This is a genomic window from Amycolatopsis pittospori (genome assembly GCF_013870525.1).
Taxonomy (GTDB): Bacteria; Actinomycetota; Actinomycetes; order Mycobacteriales; family Pseudonocardiaceae; genus Amycolatopsis; species Amycolatopsis pittospori.
Map to the genome: position 1 here is coordinate 36,203 of NZ_JACBXD010000021.1, position 16,396 is coordinate 52,598.

The window sequence follows — 16,396 nt, forward strand, 5'->3', positions numbered from 1 at the left end:
ACGTTGACGTGCAATTTGCAACTTGCATAGCGTCGCTGGACGTCGGGAGACCGATCCGGAAGGAAAGCCTTGACGTACCAGCGAAGCATTCGCTCTCGCATGCTCTCCATCGCGTTCGTACCGTGCGCGGCCCTCGTGCTCGTCGCGTTGTTCATCGGCGGGTTCCTCGTCCACCAGGCCATTCAGATCCGTGACGACGCCGAGGGCGGCGCGGTCACCATGGCCGAAGCGAGCCGGAGCATCGCGGCGCTCCGGCAGGAGCGGACGGCCGCGTTGGAGGCGCCGGGCAGCCGTGCGGCCACCTACACCGCGTACGCCGACCGTATCGACACCTCGCTCTCGTCCCTGCGCGAGATCGCGCGTGCCGCTCCGGACGCCGAAGTCGGCTACCAGCAGACGATCGCGGTCGAACTGCTCACCGTCGTCGAGGGGATGGACCGCAGTGATTCCCTCGCGGTCGCCGGGATCGACGACGAAGGGCGGCGAGAGTACGCGGCGGCCGTCGGCGCCTACCATTCCCGGCTCGACGCCATCGCCGGAAACCTGACGGAAAGTAGCCGCCGGGTCTACCGGGATCTCGTCGGCAGCGAGGACTGGAGCCGGTTCGGTGCGGTCGAAACCGCGTTGAGCGCCGCCACCCCGCCCCCGGTCACCCAGGACGCGTGGCGCGCCGCGGCCGGCGTCGTCGGCCGCGCATTGGGCGACCTCGCGACGCGGCAGATCGAGTACTCGGCGCAGCTCGCGATCGACGCCGGCCGCCGGGTACTGAGCGGCGCACTGGCCGCGGCCACGGCGATCTCCGTGCTCGCGTGGCTGGTGATGGCGATCGTGATGCTGATCGCGCGGCGCCTCCCGGTACCGATCGTCCGCTGCCCTTCGCGCCTCGAAACGCTGTCGCGGTCGGCTCGCCGGGAGCCTTTGGACTGGTCACACCTTGTGAACGACTACGCCGAAAAGAGCACGCTGTTGGCCCACACGCGTCGGTGAACCCTTCGGGCAGACTTGTCCGGGTGAGTTCCACGACGGATCTGCGCCCCTACCTGCGCACCTTGGACGCGGAGACGCTGGCGGACCTGCTGCACGCCCAGGCCGAGCGTGACCCTGCGTTACGGCAGATCCTGGAGAGCCGCTTCGTCACCCAGGGGAGTGACGTCGCCGAGGCGCACCGTCTGCTCGACACCGCAGTCATGGCGGGCAACGTCGAATACGCCGCGAAGGTCGGCTCCGTCCTCGACACGCTTCAGCGGCTTCTCGACGCTGGAAGCCGGGCCGATCTGGCCCCGCTCGCCCGCCGGACCGTGGACGACATCAGCGAAATGCTGGAGCAGATCGACGACGCTTCGGGCGAGGTCGCGGACCGGTTGGATCGCGCCGTCGAGCTGTACGCGCGTGCCTGTGTCGCGCGCCCACCGGACCCGGAGAGCCTTGCCGACTGGATCCTCGAAGTCGAGTTCGACGGGCCGGGCTGGCCGGTCATCGAGCTCGCAGACTTCGCCTCCGCTTTGGGGGACAAGGGGATCGCGCGAATAAAGTCTACTGTGGACAGTGTGCTCGCGGAGAATCCGGCCGGGGTGAAGCGCGAGACGGCCGACCGGTTGCGCGAGGAACTGGCGGAGGTGTCCGGCGACGTCGACGCGCTCGTCGCGATCCTCGCCGCGAAGCCGCCGCGAGTCGACGTCAGCCTCAAGATCGTGCGCGTGCTGCGCGCCGCCGGACGGCACAGCGAGGCCATCGCGCACGCCGCGCGGGCGCTCACGCACGACAAGAAAGAGGAGCCGGCTCCTGTCCAAGAGGAACCGGTTTCGTTGTCACGCAAGGAATTCGACGACAATCCCGGCTGCGCGACCTACCTCGCGCTGCGCGAGGAGTCGCTGGACGCCGGACGCTGGGTCGCCCAGCGGAAGACCGCGCTCGCCCGGCTTCGCGAACTCGCCGCCGAAAGTACCGACGCCGCCGACGAACTCGTCCGCGCGCTGCTCGGCGAGGCCCGTCCCGACGAGGCGTGGCGGGCCGCCGTCCGTTTCGAAGCCTCATTGGCCGTTCGTGTGGAACTCGCCGATTCGCGTTCGGTAGCCCATCCGGCGGAGACCATTCCCATATATCGGGACCATGTCGAAGAATTGATCACGCATAAGGATCCGAACTCCTACCGCGAGGCGGCCCGTCAGCTGCGCAAACTGCGCACGGTGCACAAAAAGGCCGGTACGGCTGAAGAATTCAGCTCGTACCTGGGCACATTGGTGGAAATACACAAACGGAAGACGCGGCTGATCGCCGAGGTCAAGGCGGCGAGAATCGCGATTCCGAAACAAGTCCGGGCGTAACCGTCGACATCGTCGGTCGTTATTCGAAGTGAACCGAGGAAACCCGGCGAAGAAGGTCGATCAGTATCCCGGCCGTCCGAGTCGCGGTGGTCCTGAACCGGTGTCCGCCCGCGCCCTCCCTGCGACCGGGACACCGTGTTTCGCGCCCAGGACCACCGCGACGAGGCGGTTCCGGCTCGCGTGAAAACATGTCGTCATGAGTCCCGTGAGTCGTGCCCGTAAGAAGGCAGCCCAGCCCTCCACTCCGAGTGTGACGGGCCTTTTCAAGGACGTCCTGCGGGACTTCTCCACCCTCGGTGCCGAACCCGAGGTGATCGACGTCGAGCTGCTGACCTCCGAGGTGCTCGGGCAGTGGTGGGAGATCGAGGTCGAAGAGGACGAAACGCCGCTGGGGCTGGAGCTCATCGCGTTCGCCGAGCGGAAGATCACGCCCGCCGCGGCCGCGTTGCTCGCCGGGTTGCGGGCGTTCGCCGAGACCGATGAAGAGCGCGAGGCCGCAGCCGCGGCGCTGGGCACCGTGCTGGGCCGGGGTATCCCGGAGCCGGAGTGGGCGGCGGATCTGGCCGCGGTGACCGTCGGCGACTGCTGGCGGACCGGTGACGTCTTCGGCGACGAGTCCTCCCTTCTCTGCGTCTTCTCCCGCGGCGGGGTCGAGCACGGCCTGCTCGCGTTGGTCGACTTCACCGAGGGCGGCCGGATCCGCGACGTCGTCGTGGTCGACAAGCCGCACGACGTGCTGGGCGAGATGCGGCAGCAGGCCGCCGACGACCCGGATCTGGTCACACTGGAGCGGGTCCTGCCCGAGCGTGCCCACCAGTTGCTCGCGGACGGACTGGCCGCGACGGACGAGGTCGAAGAGCCCGACGTCAGCGAGGACTACGCGCGGTTCCACGCGCTCGCGATGGGGTGGATCCGGACGCTGCCCGCCGCCGAGCCTTCGCCCGAGGTCACCGAGTGGCCGGAGCAGGTCCGCGAAGAGGTCGTCGCCGACTTCATCTCTTCCGGGCTCGTCGAGGACACCGAAGCGACGCGCTTCTACGCGCGGCTGCTCGTCGACTACGGCTGCGAGACCGAGCCGGGCAGCCCGCTGCGGGTCGGTCCCGAGAAGCTCGCCCGATTCCTCGAGTCGCTGCTCGACGGCGAATTCGAGGTCGACGAGGCGTACGAGGACGCGCTGGAGCCCGCGCTGCTCGGCTGGGTCACCTGGGCCGCCGACCGCGCCGGGCTGCCCGAAGCCGCCCGCGTGGCGCTGCTGGAGAGCGCGACGGAGTTCCTGGAGGAGTTCGCGCAGGAAGAGGACTCCGCGCTCGACGTCTACTTCGACGGCTCCGAAGGCATCGAGGACCCGGCCGAACTCGCGGAGGCTCTCGAACGCCGCATGTTCGCCGTGCCCACGGTCTACACGGAGATCGGCGAGGAGGAGCTGGAACTCGAGCCCGCAGACCCCGAACAGCGCCGCCTGCTGGTGATCGGCGAGCACCCCGAGTACCACGAGGCGCTCGCCGAGGACACCTTCGACGGCGAGCCGAGGCTGCGGCTCGCGCTCAAGACCACGATCGTCGATCAGCTCTGGGCCGACGAGCCCGCCGAGGTCTGGCAGGCCGTGCGGCGGCTGAGCGACGCCGGTCAGGAGCGCGACGTGATCTTCGACCGGCTGATCGACGCACTGTCCGGACAGCTGAGCGAAGCCGGCGAGCACGAGATGGACTACGACGTCGACGACTACCGGAAGGCGCTCGGCGAACTCGCCTGACGGCACTTTCCCACCGGTCACGAACCTGCCCGGCCCTTGCCAACCCGCACAGTTCTGTCTAGTCTGTCTAGATGGAAGCACCGACCTGGCAAGTGCAGGACGCCAAGCAGCGGCTGAGCGAGTTGCTGCGCCGGGCCACGGCCGAGGGGCCGCAGTTCGTCACCAAACACGGGGAGGAGGTGGCCGTGGTGCTGGACATCGCGGACTACCGCAGGCTGACCGGAGGCGGTGAGGCCGCCGATTTCAAACTCGTGCTCTCCGGCGAGCAGTACCACTCCGAGCACGGGGAGGCGCTGGCCGACGTCCTCGAGGAGATCGCCGCCGAGCGTGCGGAGGACCTGCCGAGAGAGGTCACGGAGGTGAGCGGGTGAGTTTTCTGCTGGACACGAACATCGTGTCCGAGGCCCGTCGCCGCACGCGGAACCCGGGTTTCGCCCGGTGGTGGGGTGGAGTGTCGTCGAGCAGGCTCTACCTGAGCGTGCTGACCGTGGGAGAGATCGAGAGGGGCATCCACAAACTCAGGCATCGAGGAGATCGGGACCGGGAACGGGCGGACGCGCTCGCCGACTGGCTGGGCGGGCTCACCGCGCAGTTCTCGGATCGGATCCTTCCGGTGACCGCCGACATCGCGGCCGAATGGGGCAGGCAGTGCGCGCCGAGGAAAGTGCCGTCCATCGACGGGCTGATCGCCGCGACCGCCCGGATCCACGAATTGACCCTGGTCACGAGGAACGTCGTCGATATGGCCGGGCTGGGCGCGCAGGTGCACAACCCGTTCGACTGAGGAAGGACCAAGGCGTCCGGACGTCTTGATCGTCGCGGTCCGTGGAGTAAGGCGGCCGGTGAGTACCGGCAGGTGTCAGCCGGTGAAGATCAACCCATCGGGGCCGCGGTGGTCCCCTTGCTTTCCGTGACTTCCGGCTTCTTCCGGCGACGGTCCCCTCGGGCGTCGTCGAAGTCGACGAAGAAGGTGCCGGCGGCCATGGCCACCAAGAGCGCGAGTCCGAGAATCGAGCCGACCCAGGTCAGGATCATCGAGAACATCGTGAGCCTCCTCCCTGCTCAAGGTCCTTTTCGAGACCTCTCGGGCCTCTGTCACAAGGGTCGCCTCGGGGGGCTGTAGCCGGTATCGGCCAACCGGTTACACGTACTGAGCGTGGATCGGCCGATCGGCCGAGGAAATCCGGCCGGCTGTCGCATAGTGCGACCAGTGGGCGCGAACGGCTCGCCCGTGGTGCGAAGGCTGGTGCTTGTGAGGGAACGGCCGGAAAACGCCCGTGTGATCGGCTTCCGGCGAAATGATCTCGGAAGCCGTCGTGAACGTTCGCCGTGAGTAGGGATTCCGTGCTCGTCCGGTTACACAGAGTCCGGGCTCAGAGCTTGCGCAGCCGAACCCGGTTGATGGCGTGGTCGGCGTCCTTGCGGAGGACGAGGGTCGCCCGCGGCCGCGTCGGCTTGATGTTCTCCATCAGGTTCGGCTCGTTGATCGTGCGCCACAGGTGGCGCGCCTCGGCCCTGGCCTCGTCGTCCGGCAGGCCGGCGAAGTGGTGGAAATGTGACGCAGGGTCCGCGAAGGCGGTGTGCCGCAGTTTGAGGAAGCGCTCGATGTACCAGCGCTCGATGTCGGTCGTCGGCGCATCCACGTAGATCGAGAAGTCGAACAGATCGGAGACGGTGAGCCGGGGGCCGGGCTGGAGGACGTTCAGTCCTTCGAGGATCAGGATGTCGGGTTGCTGAACGACCTGTTCCTCGTCGGGAAGGATGTCGTAGGCGAGGTGCGAGTACACCGGCGCGCTGACCCGTTCCGCCCCGGATTTCACCTCGGTGACGAACCGCAGCAGGGCCCGCCGGTCGTAGCTCTCCGGGAAACCCTTGCGATGCATGATGCCGCGACGGACCAGTTCCGCCCGCGGGTAGAGGAATCCGTCGGTGGTCACCAGGTCGACCCTGGGGTGATCCGGCCAGCGGGCGAGCAGTGTGCGCAGGATGCGCGCGGTGGTCGACTTGCCGACGGCGACGCTTCCGGCGATCCCGATGATGTAGGGCACCTTGGTGCCCCGACTGTCTTCACCGAGGAAGGTGGTGGTGGCTTCATACAACCGTTGCCTGGCGGCGACCTGGAGATTGATCAACCGCGAAAGCGGCAGGTAGACCTCGGCGACCTCGGCCAGGTCGACCTGCTCACCGAGACCGCGCAACCGCAGCAGTTCGGCGGCCGTCAGCGGCAGGGGGGTCGACCTGCGCAGTTCGCGCCATTGCTCACGGTGCAGCTCCACATAGGGGCTGAGCTCACGGACCCGCGGCATCGCACACTCCTCGCCCGTCGCCTGCGCTGGCGCCGTACAAAAACCGTGTTGACGAGTTCTCGGCGGGGAAACGTGCCTCGAACCGGATGAAGCCGCTTTAACGGTAGGGCTTACGGCTCGTGAACGCGCTGTGATGTGATGTAGCCCGCTTCGGGTGGTTACCGTCCGTGACGGGGGCGGCCGGGTGTGAAGACCTCGTCCCAGGCTGCGGCGACCTGTCGTGCGCAGGTGGCGGGGGCGACCCCGCCGACGCCGGTGCCGAGTCCGGGCATCGCGATCGTGTGCACCAGGTCGCGGACCCTGCCCTGGTCGAGCCTGCCGTCACGCCACTTCCGGAACACGGCCCGGGCGGCGAGGTACGGGTGCACGGTGTCGCGGGGAAGGCGTTCGCCGGGTTCCCGCATCGTCGGGGCACTGATCATCCAGGCGGGTTCGGCCTCGCCGGTGGGCACGATCACCGATTCCCCGATCGGGAGTTCCCCGCCGTGGTAGGCGAGTACCGCGCTGCGCACGTTCTGCTCGACGTCGGGATACGCGCGGGCGTAGACGGCGTCGATGCCGCCGCGCATCCAGCCGTAGGAGTTGGCGGGGCTGACGACGGCCTGGGCGACGACGTCGAGCACCGACCCGCGGTGCACGAAGATCCGTCCGTCCACAGTGTCCGCGACGGTGGTCCAGGCTTGCGCGAGCAGGTCATCGACGGCGCACAGCACCAGCTCCGGAGTGGGATGGTCCGGCATGGGAACGGGAGAGGAGCCGACATCCTCGTGGCCGGTGTGCGTGCCCGGTTCGGCGGTCACGCCCTTAGCATGGCAAAAAATGGCACCCGGCGTAACCGGTTTGCGTACCGGCTGTCCGAGTGAAAGTCGCCACCCGCGGCGTGCGTAATCTGGCGGGGTGTCACGGATCGCCTACTTCGGCCCCCAGGGAACCTTCACCGAACAGGCCGCGCGCCGGCTCGCCCCCGGCGAGGAGCTGATCCCCGCGGAGACGATCCCGGCGGCACTGGCCGCGGTCCGCTCCGGCGAGGCCGACGCGGCCTGCGTGCCGATCGAGAACTCCGTCGAGGGCGCGGTCACCGCCACCCTCGACAGCCTGAGCGACGCCGAGCCGCTCGTCGCGGTGGCCGAGGTGCTGCTGCCGGTCCACTTCAGCGTGCTGACCCGGCCGGGCACCACCGAGATCCGCACCGTCGCCAGCCACCCGCACGCGCTCGCGCAGGTCCGCCATTGGGTGGAGGCGAACCTTCCCGGCGCCCATCCGGTCGCGACGTCGTCCACCGCCGCGGCCGCCGTCGCGGTCGACGCGGGCGAGTTCGACGCCGCCGTCACCGCGCCGGTCGCCGTCGAGCACTATCCGCTCGACGTGCTGGCCACCGAGGTCGCCGACGTCCGCGACGCCAAGACACGGTTCCTGCTGGTCCGCGCCCCCGGTGAGCTGCCGGAGCCGACCGGTGCCGACCGCACCTCGATCGTCGCCGCCGCCGCGAACCGCACCGGCACGCTGGCCGAACTGCTCACCGAACTGGCCGTCCGAGGGATCAACCTGACCAAGTTGGACGCCCGCCCGACCAGGAACAACTTCGGCGAGTACCGCTTCTTCATCGACTTCGAGGGGCATGTGGCCGAGCCTCGGATCGGCGACGTGCTGGCAGCCTTGCGCCGCCGGTGCCGCAACGTGCGGTTCCTCGGTTCGCATCCGCGTGCGGACGGTGGCAGGACCGAACTCGAACCGGGTGCCGCCAACGAGGACTTCACCGACGCGATCGCGTGGGTCGAGTCGGTCCGGAAGGGAGCGCAGGCGTGAAACTCCTTCTCGTCCGCCACGGTCAGACCGAGGGCAACGTGCGCGGCGCGCTCGACACCGCGTTGCCCGGCCCGCCGCTCACCGAACTGGGCCGCGAGCAGGCTCAGGACCTCGCGACGCGGCTCGACGGCGAGCCGATCGTCGCGGTCTACGCCTCGCAGGCCGTCCGCGCCCAGCAGACCGCCGCACCGCTCGCCGCCAAGCTCGGGCTTGACGTCCAGGTCCTCGACGGGGTGCACGAGGTCGCCGCGGGTGACCTCGAAGGCAATACCGACAAGGACTCGGTCACGACCTACATGAGCGTCGTCCGCCGGTGGACGCTCGGCGAGCTCGACCCGCCGATCCCCGGCGGCGAGACCGGCGCGCAGGTCCGCGGCCGGATGCTCGACGCGGTCGCCCGTCTTCGCGCGAAGCACGAGCAGGCCGACCCCGACGGCACGGTCGTCCTCGTCAGTCACGGTGGCGCGATCCGGCTCGGCGGTGAGTGGCTCGCCGGGAACGTCGACGCCGAGGTCGCGAACCAGGGCCTCATCCCGAACACCGGCATCGTCGAGCTCACCGCGACCGACTCCGGCTGGACCTGTCTCACCTGGGCGGGAGCCCCCGTAACGCGCTGAGCCGGACGTTTGCCTCCCCTCCTCCGGGGAATACACCCCACGAGATCAATTAACACCTTGTGGGGAATTAACCGGGGGAGCGCAACCCCCACGGCGGACAACACGTCTACTGATCGGTGGGTCACCCGGCTACACGGAGGCGAATGACCATGGTTCGTTCGAAGATGATCTCCATCGGCGGTCTCATCGCGGGCACCGCCGGGATCCTGCTGCTCGGTGCGTGCGGATCGGAAAGCACGCCGGTCGCGCAGAGTTCGTCCGCGTCGCCGTCCAGTTCGGCGCCCGACACCTCGGCCGCGCCCAGCGCGAGTTCGTCGAGTCCGGCACCGGCCTCGCAGCCCGCTCAGGCGCCCGCCCCGGCGCCGAAGAACGACGGGCTGTGCAAGGCGGGAGACGTGAAGCTCTCCATCGCGAACGGTGACGCGGCTGCCGGGACGGTGTACCGGAAGCTCGTCATCACCAACGCGAGCGGGCACGCGTGCACCATCCAGGGCTTCCCCGGTGTCTCCTACGTGACCGGCGCTGACGGTCACCAGGTCGGTGAAGCCGCGTTCCGCGACGGTTCCAAGGGCGAGCCGGTCCAGCTGAACAACGGCGAGAGCGCGTCCGCCGACCTGGGTTTCGTGAACGTCCGCAACTACGACGAGGCGGCCTGCAAGCCCACCGAGACCCGAGGGCTGCGGGTGTACCTGCCGCAGGAGACCGCGTCGAACTTCGTGGCGGTGCAGGGGCTCGGCTGCGCGGGGAAGATCCCCGGCAACCAGCTGACCGTCAAGACGGTCCACAAGGGAGCGTGACGGGCTACAGCTGGGTGCAGAGCTGTTCGGCCTGCGCCAGATGCCGCTGTCCGGCGATCTGGTTGAAGTGCAGGCTGAACACCATCCGGCTGACGCCGTCGATGTGCTCGGCGAGTGGCCGGTAGGTGTCGTTGGCGGCGGCCGCCGCGGCGGAGAGTTCGCGGGCGGCCGTCATCCGGTGCAGGACCTCGGGGGCCAGCACCGGGACGGTCCGTTCCTCGGGCGCCGAGTCGGTGGTGTCCGGGATCGTGCCGACCCTGGCCAGTGCCTGGCAGGCGTCCTGCGCGTCTTCGAGCGCGCCCGCGTTGACGCCCGAGAGCGCCCACAGCATGCCGAGGACGCCGGCGCCGATCACGAAGCCCGCGACCGCGGTGACCACTTGTGGGCGTCGTGAAGGCTGGGCCGGTTCTCTGTCGGAGTCCGGCTCGGACTTCGACCCCGACTGCGATTCCGACTGCGCTGTCTGCATCGCGGACCTCCGAGGGTGATGTGCCATTTCAGCACCAAAGGCCTCGTTTTTCACCGGTCTTGGTGCAGTACCCGCAAGGCCGTGGCCGATTCGTCATCGAGCGCGCCCGGCCGTAACGAGACGAACGCGAAGGCGGCGACGCCGAACAGCAGGAGCCCGGACGTCAGGAACGTCCGGGCCGGGGAGCCGAGTGCGTGGGTGAGGACCCCGCCGAGCAGGGCCCCGACCGGGATCGAGCCCCAGACGACGGTGCGCCAGACGCCGAGGACCCGGCCGAGCAGTTCGCCGGGGACGATCGTGTGCCGCACCGTCCCCAGCACGATGTTGACCGCGACGATGGCCGCCGCGAACAGGCCGAACAGCGTCGCGCCGGCCACCGGCGAGGCCGTCAGGCCCATTCCGGCGAACGCGGCGCCGCTGCAGGCCGTCCCGCCGAGGAGCACCGCGCGACGGCTCGACACCTTCACCAGGCGTGGGGCGACGGCCGCGCCCAGCAAACCGCCGACGCCGCCGACCAGCGCGAAGAGCCCGAAGGCCGCTTCGGACAGCTGCAGGTGTTCGACCGCGTAGAGCACCAACTGCGCCTGCGCGAGCTCGCTGACCAGACCGATCAGCCCGGCGACGGCGACCAGGCGCAACACCAGACGGTTGTGCTTCAGCCAGGCGAAGCCCTCCGCCAACTCCGCGCGAAGGTCTGCGGGTGCGCCTTCGGCGGCTTTCGGCCGGTAGCTTCCCGCGAGTCCGATCAGCACGACCGCCGCGATCGCGAACCCCACCGAGTTGAGCAGGAACGGGAAGGCCGCGAAGAGCGCGAAGGTGGCACTGCCGACCGGCCCGCCGAGGAAGGTCTGCCCGACGATCTCGCAGGCCTGGAGCTTGCTGTTCGCGCTGTCGAGCGAACCCTTGCCGGCGACCGCCGGGATCAGCACGTTCGCGGCGCTGTCGGCGACCGTCTCCGCGGTGCCGATGAGCAGGGCGGCGACGTAGACCACCCAGATCGTCACCCCGTCGGCCGCGACCAGGACGGCCATCGCGCCGACCACCACCGCGCGGGCGGCGTTCGCGACGATCATCGCGCGGCGCCGGTCGATGCGGTCCAGCAGCGCGCCCGCCGGGAGCGCGAACAGAAGCCACGGGAGGAACTGGGTCGCCGAGAGCCCGGCGATGAGCAGCGGATCGCGAGTGAGGGTCACGGCGAGCAGGGGAAACGCGACCTTGCCGATCCCGTCGCCGAGATTCGACGCCGCACTGGACGCGAGCAACCAGCGCAATCGCCGGTCGCCTCGCCCACGCACCGGTGCTCCGGCCATGACGCCTCCCCAGGCATTCGCCGGCGCCGGCCGACGACAACGTGTCGAAAAGTTTAGCGGGGTTGTCGCCCAAAGTGGCGGGCTTGTTACGGCCAGTTAAGAATCCGGATTCCCCATGGTGCTCGACGCACAAAAATCACCGACCGTTCCCCCGGCGGCGCGGAATCCGCCGGGAGAGAGCAAGGGACCTTTGCTATCACTTGCCGCCCGCTGCCTGGTCGATCGAGTGCGCCGGGCTCAGGACCACCGCGACTCGCGCCTGAGGGCGGCTCAGCCCCAGCCGAGTTCGTGCAGGCGCGCGTCGTCGATGCCGAAGTGGTGGCCGATCTCGTGGACCACCGTGACCAGCACCTCTTCGACGACGTCTTCCTCGGTGTCGCACATCTGCAGCAACGGCCGCCGGTAGATCGAGATCCGGTCCGGCAGTACCCCGCCGTACTCGTGGGTCCGTTCGGTCAGCGCGACACCGTGGTAGAGCCCGAGGATCGTGGGCGACTCCTCGTTGAACTCCTCCACGAGCACCACGACGTTGTCCATGGCGTCGGCGAATTCGCCGGGCAGCTCGTCCAAGGCCTCCGACACCAGCTCCTCGAAGCGCTGCCGGGTCATCTCGACGGGCACGGACTCACCCGCCGGTCTTGGTCGAAGACGGGGGTGCCTGCGACTGGCCGCCGCTCGGGGGCGGGGCCTCGCCGCTGCCGACCTTGACGCTCCCGGTGATCGGCGCGAGCCCCTTGCCGTCGGCCAGGGTCGCCGCCACCTTGCAGTTCACCAGCGTCGACCCGGCGTCCCAGCTCTCCTGCTCCCGGACGTCCCAGCCGAGGATGACCTTCTTCGCCGCCAGGTCCGCGTTGCCGGTGTACTCCTGCGCGGCCGTCGAGCATTCGGTGTCCAACCAGGTGTTCTGTTGCTCCTGCGACGGGTAGGACTCCTTGAACTTCGTCTTGAGGTCCAGGGTCGCGATGATCTCGTACGAATGCGGCTGGGCGCAGTCGACCGGGTCGCCGTAGCTGGCGTTGAGCAGCGCGAGACAGGTGCCCGGCTCCCACACCGCGGACTGGTTCTGCTCCTTCGCCGCACCGGTGGTCGGCTGCAGCTTGCCGCCGGGACCCGCCCACTGCAGACCGCACCTCAGCTGCCGGTCGCCGTCCTCCCACTGCGCGGGAGTCGGCCGGAGCAGGTTCATGCTCAGCCTGCCGTAGGGATCCAGCGTGCGGCCCAGGTACGGCTTGACGTCCACGGTGCAGCGCGACCGGGAGATCTCCTGCCACTGGTCCAGGTTCGGGCTCGGCGCGCCCGCCGGGTACTGCGCGCCGATGTCGACGATGCTGGTGACCTCGAACAGATGGGACTCCGCGCACGCCACGCGGCGTGCGTCGGTGGCGTCCGGGTTGTTCCAGGTCAGACAGGTGCCCGGGGGAGATTGGAAGGCTTCGGTGGCGGCTGCCGACAACTTGGGGGCGCCACCGCCCGAACCGCCCTCCGGGCCCACGTTCCAGGAGAACGCGACACTCAGCGAAAGCGCGATGATCGCGCCCACGAACACACCGGCCATGACGAGCCGGGTGCGCAGGGTGCTCAGCGCGTTTCGCGGATCACGGAACCGCTCGGCCTGTTGAGACATCCACTCCATGATGCCCGCGCCGCACGTAAGGTGCGCGTACCGGGTGGTTAGTGTTGGACACGGGTTCGGGCCGGCGGGCGATTACGGAGCTTCGATGACGCAGGATGACAACCAGGGGGCGCAGCCGCCCCAGGAGCCGCCCAAGCGCGGCACCATGCGCTTTCAGGATGGCAGCACGCAGGCGCGGCAGCCGTCTTTGGCCGAGCAGCGCGCGCGGCAGCAGGCAGTGGCGGAGCAGGAACGCCAAGAGGCGCTCCAGGCCGAACAGGCTCGCGCCGCCGAGAAGAAGTCTTCGACCAAGAAGAAGCTGCTGATCGGCACCGGCGTGACCGTCGGCCTCGTCGGCTTGGTCGCGACTTTCTACACCGTCGCGAAGCCGGATAACGTGACGGCGGTCTGCACCACCAAGGACACCGAGATCGTCGACAAGGACGAGAACTGCGACGAGAACTACGTCCGGTCACACGGCGGTTACTCGTCCGGCGGATTCTTCTTCATTCCGATCGGTGGCGGCGGCTACAACAGCTACCGCTACAACTACGGCGGCTCCGGCGCGATCGGGCAGCGGGTGTCCGGCGGCTCCTACACCGCCCCCTCCGGCGCCAATGTCAGCACCAAATCGGGCAAGTCCGTCCAGCGCGGCGGATTCGGCATCAGTGGCAAGAGCGGTACCTCCGGCGGTACCGGCAAGAGCGGGGGCTCGTAGTTGTATCGGGATTCCAAGCCGCCCCGGCGGGACTGGCAGAACATCGTCGAAGAGCAGGGCCTCGTCTTCGGCACCCCCGCCCGTGACGGCTCCGGCAAGTCCAGGCCGTACTGGGACGAGTCGGTCCACTACGTCTTCGACATGGACGAGATCCTGTCCGTCGAGGCGGACGTCGAACTGCTGCACTCGATGTGCCTCGAAGCCGTCGACAACGTGGTGACCACCGAGCAGTACCACCGCTTCGGTATCCCCGAGTGGGTCTGGCCGCATATCGCCGAGTCGTGGAAGCGGCAGGATCCGCACGTCTACGGCCGGTTCGATCTGCGCTACGACGGCAAGAGCCCGGCGAAGCTGCTGGAGTACAACGCCGACACCCCGACCTCGCTGCTCGAGGCCGCGGTGCTGCAGTGGCATTGGAAGACCTCGGTCTTCCCGGACGACGACCAGTGGAACTCGATTCACGAGAAGCTGGTCGAGCGTTGGGGCGAACTCGCCGAAAAGCTGCCGTCGAACGAGCTGCACTTCACCTGGTCGTCCGCGGATCCGTCCGGTGAGGACCACGTGACGACGGCCTACCTGCAGGAGACCGCGGCCGAAGCCGGACTCGACACCGTCGGCCTGTCGATCGAGGAGATCGGCTGGGACCCGGTGCTCAAGCGGTTCGTCGACCTCGAAGAGGCGCAGATGGCGACCGTGGTGAAGCTCTACCCGTGGGAATGGGTGGTCGACGAGGAGTTCGGCCGCTTCGCCGTCGAGACCATGCCGCGCACGCTGTGGGTCGAGCCGCTGTGGAAGATGATCCTCTCCAACAAGACGCTGCTCGCGATCCTGTGGGAGAACTACCCGGGGCACCCGAACCTGCTGCCCGCCTTCGCCGACGACCCCGGCCTGCTGACGGAATACGTCCGCAAGCCGAAACTCGGCCGCGAGGGCGCGAACGTGCAGATCGTCGCCACCGGGTACGAGACGCAGACCGACGGCGTCTACGGCGCCGAAGGGTACGTCTACCAGGCGTTCGACCCGCTTCCGGAGTTCCAGGGTTACCGGCCCGCGCTGGGCGCGTGGATCGTCGGGGACCACGCCGCCGGTCTCGGTATCCGCGAGACCGCGGGTCTCGTTACGGACGACGGTGCGGCATTCGTCCCGCACCGCATCCGCGAGACGTGATAGAAGCAACCGCACAAACCTGACATTCTCGACCCGTACCTCTGGAGAACCCCTGTGACCACCACCCTTGCGCTGTCCGACACGTTCGGCTCCGACCTCGTGCGAGGGATCGGCGCGATCCTGCTGTACGGCGTCGTCGGCCTGCTGCTGATGTTCGCCGGCTTCTGGGCGATCGACTGGACCACGCCCGGCAAGCTGTCCCAGCTGGTCACCCGTGGCCTGCCGAACGCGGTGATCGTCACCGCGTCGGGGCTGCTGTCGATGGCGTTCATCGTCGTCGTGGCGATCGCGAACTCCGCCAGCGACCTCACCGAGGGCCTGATCACCTCGCTGGTCTACGGCCTGCTCGGCATCGTGGTCCAGGTGCTGGCCGTCCGGCTGCTGGAGTGGGCGACCCGCATCGACGTCCGTTCGACCATCGAGAGCGACAAGTTCGCCCCGGTCAGCGTCGTCGTCGCGGCCGCGCACCTCGCCCTCGGCCTGGTCGTGGCCGTCGGCATTTCGTGATCTTTCGGACCTTCTGAAACCGGCATCGGCGCACGATTCCCACTACCGTGGGAGTCGTGCGCCTTTTGAGGACACCGGACGACCGGTTCTCGGACCTGCCCGACTTCGACTTCGAACCGCGCTACGCGGAGCTCGTCGACCTTCACGGCGGCGTGATCAGAGTGGGTTACGTGGAGGCCGGACCCGAGGATGGGCCGCCCGTTCTCCTGCTGCACGGCGAGCCCACCTGGTCCTATCTCTATCGCAAGGTCATCCCGGTGCTCGCCGACGCCGGACTGCGCGCGATCGCGCCCGACCTGGTCGGCTTCGGCCGTTCCGACAAGCCCGGCGACATGGTGGACCACACCTACCAGCGGCACGTCGAGTGGATGCGCGCGTTCGCCTTCGACGTCCTCGACCTTCGTGAAGTGACGCTGGTCGGCCAGGACTGGGGCGGTTTGATCGGCCTGCGGCTGGTCGCCGAGAACCCCGACCGCTTCGCCCGCGTCGTCGCGGCCAACACCGGCCTTCCCGCCGGCGACACGGACATGCCCGAGATCTGGCACAAGTTCCGCGAGACCGTCGAAGAGGCCCAGGTCCTCGACATCGGCCGCTTCGTACAGTCGGGTTGCCAGACCAAGTTGTCGGAAGAGGTCCGCGCCGCCTACGACGCGCCCTTCCCGAACGAGATGTACAAGGCCGCGCCGCGCGCGATGCCGTCGCTGGTGCCGATCACGCCGGAAGACCCGGCCTCGGCCGCCAACCGGGCCGCGCTGAAGGTGCTCGCGGAACTGAACAAGCCGTTCCTGGTCTCGTTCTCCGACGGCGACCCGATCACCGCGCCCTGGGGCCTCGAACTGCGGGGCTCGATGCGCGGCGCCCGTGAACTCGAGCATCCGACCATCACCGGCGCCGGTCACTTCCTCCAGGAGGACGCCGGGGCCCGCCTCGGCGAGGTCATCGCGCGCTTCGTAAACTCCTAGCCCGTGCAATGAACGGCTCGTTACTTGCAAATTTTGCAAGTAACGAGC

The 16,396-nt window shown here is 68.7% G+C and carries 19 protein-coding genes; 12 read left to right on the forward strand and 7 right to left on the reverse strand.

Going from position 1 to position 16,396, the window contains the following annotated elements:
* The first annotated feature begins 99 nt into the window (after nt 1-99).
* The 5 genes from H5J31_RS14485 to H5J31_RS14505 all read left to right on the forward strand — a co-directional run bounded on the left by H5J31_RS14485 (nt 100) and on the right by H5J31_RS14505 (nt 4,861).
* A complete protein-coding gene (locus H5J31_RS14485) occupies nt 100-987 on the forward strand; it encodes a nitrate- and nitrite sensing domain-containing protein (RefSeq protein WP_181773071.1) in 888 nt (295 codons plus the stop codon).
* A gap of 23 nt (nt 988-1,010) precedes the next feature.
* Nucleotides 1,011-2,324 (forward strand): hypothetical protein, encoded by a 1,314-nt coding sequence (locus tag H5J31_RS14490; protein ID WP_181773072.1) that lies wholly within the window; start codon nt 1,011-1,013, stop codon nt 2,322-2,324.
* Between the two features lie 196 nt (nt 2,325-2,520).
* Entirely contained in the window at nt 2,521-4,077 is a 1,557-nt protein-coding gene (locus tag H5J31_RS14495) for a DUF1841 family protein (RefSeq protein WP_181773073.1), read from the forward strand.
* 71 nt (nt 4,078-4,148) lie between these two features.
* Entirely contained in the window at nt 4,149-4,448 is a 300-nt protein-coding gene (locus tag H5J31_RS14500; RefSeq protein WP_207898047.1) for a type II toxin-antitoxin system Phd/YefM family antitoxin, read from the forward strand.
* Nucleotides 4,445-4,861 carry a type II toxin-antitoxin system VapC family toxin gene (locus H5J31_RS14505; RefSeq protein WP_181773074.1) on the forward strand — a complete coding sequence of 139 codons (417 nt, stop codon included), beginning with the start codon at nt 4,445-4,447 and terminating at the stop codon, nt 4,859-4,861. The genes H5J31_RS14500 and H5J31_RS14505 overlap by 4 nt, the downstream gene beginning before the upstream one ends.
* A gap of 89 nt (nt 4,862-4,950) precedes the next feature.
* Here the strand turns inward: H5J31_RS14505 and H5J31_RS14510 are convergent, their stop codons facing one another.
* The 3 genes from H5J31_RS14510 to H5J31_RS14520 all read right to left on the reverse strand — a co-directional run bounded on the left by H5J31_RS14510 (nt 4,951) and on the right by H5J31_RS14520 (nt 7,183).
* Nucleotides 4,951-5,121, reverse strand: coding sequence for a hypothetical protein (locus H5J31_RS14510; RefSeq protein WP_181773075.1), 171 nt, complete (start codon nt 5,119-5,121; stop codon nt 4,951-4,953).
* A 329-nt stretch (nt 5,122-5,450) separates the two neighbouring features.
* Nucleotides 5,451-6,383, reverse strand: a complete 933-nt coding sequence (gene coaA / locus H5J31_RS14515) for a type I pantothenate kinase (protein ID WP_181773076.1) — start codon at nt 6,381-6,383, stop codon at nt 5,451-5,453.
* A 158-nt stretch (nt 6,384-6,541) separates the two neighbouring features.
* Entirely contained in the window at nt 6,542-7,183 is a 642-nt protein-coding gene (locus tag H5J31_RS14520; protein ID WP_181773077.1) for a macro domain-containing protein, read from the reverse strand.
* Between the two features lie 97 nt (nt 7,184-7,280).
* On the opposite strand from H5J31_RS14520, the gene pheA reads away from it, so the two are divergent.
* The 3 genes from pheA to H5J31_RS14535 all read left to right on the forward strand — a co-directional run bounded on the left by pheA (nt 7,281) and on the right by H5J31_RS14535 (nt 9,603).
* Entirely contained in the window at nt 7,281-8,189 is a 909-nt protein-coding gene (pheA, locus tag H5J31_RS14525; protein WP_181773078.1) for a prephenate dehydratase, read from the forward strand.
* Nucleotides 8,186-8,806: a histidine phosphatase family protein gene (locus H5J31_RS14530; protein ID WP_181773079.1), complete on the forward strand. Its 621-nt coding sequence runs from the start codon at nt 8,186-8,188 to the stop codon at nt 8,804-8,806. The genes pheA and H5J31_RS14530 overlap by 4 nt, the downstream gene beginning before the upstream one ends.
* A 143-nt stretch (nt 8,807-8,949) precedes the next feature.
* Entirely contained in the window at nt 8,950-9,603 is a 654-nt protein-coding gene (locus H5J31_RS14535; protein WP_181773080.1) for a DUF4232 domain-containing protein, read from the forward strand.
* Nucleotides 9,604-9,607: 4 nt separating this feature from the next.
* Here H5J31_RS14535 and H5J31_RS14540 read toward each other — a convergent pair whose 3' ends face one another.
* The 4 genes from H5J31_RS14540 to H5J31_RS14555 all read right to left on the reverse strand — a co-directional run bounded on the left by H5J31_RS14540 (nt 9,608) and on the right by H5J31_RS14555 (nt 13,006).
* Complete coding sequence (locus H5J31_RS14540; protein ID WP_181773081.1) at nt 9,608-10,072, reverse strand: hypothetical protein; 465 nt, start codon at nt 10,070-10,072, stop codon at nt 9,608-9,610.
* Between the two features lie 50 nt (nt 10,073-10,122).
* Complete coding sequence (locus tag H5J31_RS14545) at nt 10,123-11,382, reverse strand: MFS transporter (protein WP_181773082.1); 1,260 nt, start codon at nt 11,380-11,382, stop codon at nt 10,123-10,125.
* A 270-nt stretch (nt 11,383-11,652) separates the two neighbouring features.
* Complete coding sequence (locus H5J31_RS14550) at nt 11,653-12,003, reverse strand: metallopeptidase family protein (RefSeq protein ID WP_181773083.1); 351 nt, start codon at nt 12,001-12,003, stop codon at nt 11,653-11,655.
* A gap of 4 nt (nt 12,004-12,007) precedes the next feature.
* Nucleotides 12,008-13,006, reverse strand: a complete 999-nt coding sequence (locus H5J31_RS14555; protein ID WP_181773084.1) for a septum formation family protein — start codon at nt 13,004-13,006, stop codon at nt 12,008-12,010.
* Nucleotides 13,007-13,100: 94 nt separating this feature from the next.
* Between H5J31_RS14555 and H5J31_RS14560 the strand changes: the two genes are divergently transcribed.
* From H5J31_RS14560 to H5J31_RS14575, 4 genes are read left to right on the forward strand one after another with little or no spacing between them, the layout of a single operon-like run.
* Nucleotides 13,101-13,712, forward strand: a complete 612-nt coding sequence (locus H5J31_RS14560; protein ID WP_236005070.1) for a DUF1190 domain-containing protein — start codon at nt 13,101-13,103, stop codon at nt 13,710-13,712.
* The gene (locus tag H5J31_RS14565; RefSeq protein ID WP_181773085.1) at nt 13,713-14,879 is read left to right on the forward strand and encodes a glutathionylspermidine synthase family protein; all 1,167 of its coding nucleotides are present in this window, start codon (nt 13,713-13,715) and stop codon (nt 14,877-14,879) included.
* Between the two features lie 54 nt (nt 14,880-14,933).
* Complete coding sequence (locus H5J31_RS14570) at nt 14,934-15,386, forward strand: DUF350 domain-containing protein (protein WP_181773086.1); 453 nt, start codon at nt 14,934-14,936, stop codon at nt 15,384-15,386.
* 56 nt (nt 15,387-15,442) lie between these two features.
* Complete coding sequence (locus tag H5J31_RS14575) at nt 15,443-16,348, forward strand: haloalkane dehalogenase (RefSeq protein ID WP_181773087.1); 906 nt, start codon at nt 15,443-15,445, stop codon at nt 16,346-16,348.
* Nucleotides 16,349-16,396: the final 48 nt, after the last annotated feature.

Coding starts and splice junctions, on each gene's coding strand:
- H5J31_RS14485 (WP_181773071.1), top strand. CDS start 100: ATGCTCTCCATCGCGTTCGTACCGTGCGCGGCCCTCGTGCTCGTCGCG.
- H5J31_RS14495 (WP_181773073.1), top strand. CDS start 2,521: ATGAGTCCCGTGAGTCGTGCCCGTAAGAAGGCAGCCCAGCCCTCCACT.
- H5J31_RS14500 (WP_207898047.1), top strand. CDS start 4,149: ATGGAAGCACCGACCTGGCAAGTGCAGGACGCCAAGCAGCGGCTGAGC.
- H5J31_RS14510 (WP_181773075.1), bottom strand. CDS start 5,121: ATGTTCTCGATGATCCTGACCTGGGTCGGCTCGATTCTCGGACTCGCG.
- coaA (WP_181773076.1), bottom strand. CDS start 6,383: ATGCCGCGGGTCCGTGAGCTCAGCCCCTATGTGGAGCTGCACCGTGAG.
- H5J31_RS14535 (WP_181773080.1), top strand. CDS start 8,950: ATGACCATGGTTCGTTCGAAGATGATCTCCATCGGCGGTCTCATCGCG.
- H5J31_RS14540 (WP_181773081.1), bottom strand. CDS start 10,072: ATGCAGACAGCGCAGTCGGAATCGCAGTCGGGGTCGAAGTCCGAGCCG.
- H5J31_RS14545 (WP_181773082.1), bottom strand. CDS start 11,382: ATGGCCGGAGCACCGGTGCGTGGGCGAGGCGACCGGCGATTGCGCTGG.
- H5J31_RS14555 (WP_181773084.1), bottom strand. CDS start 13,006: ATGTCTCAACAGGCCGAGCGGTTCCGTGATCCGCGAAACGCGCTGAGC.
- H5J31_RS14560 (WP_236005070.1), top strand. CDS start 13,101: ATGACGCAGGATGACAACCAGGGGGCGCAGCCGCCCCAGGAGCCGCCC.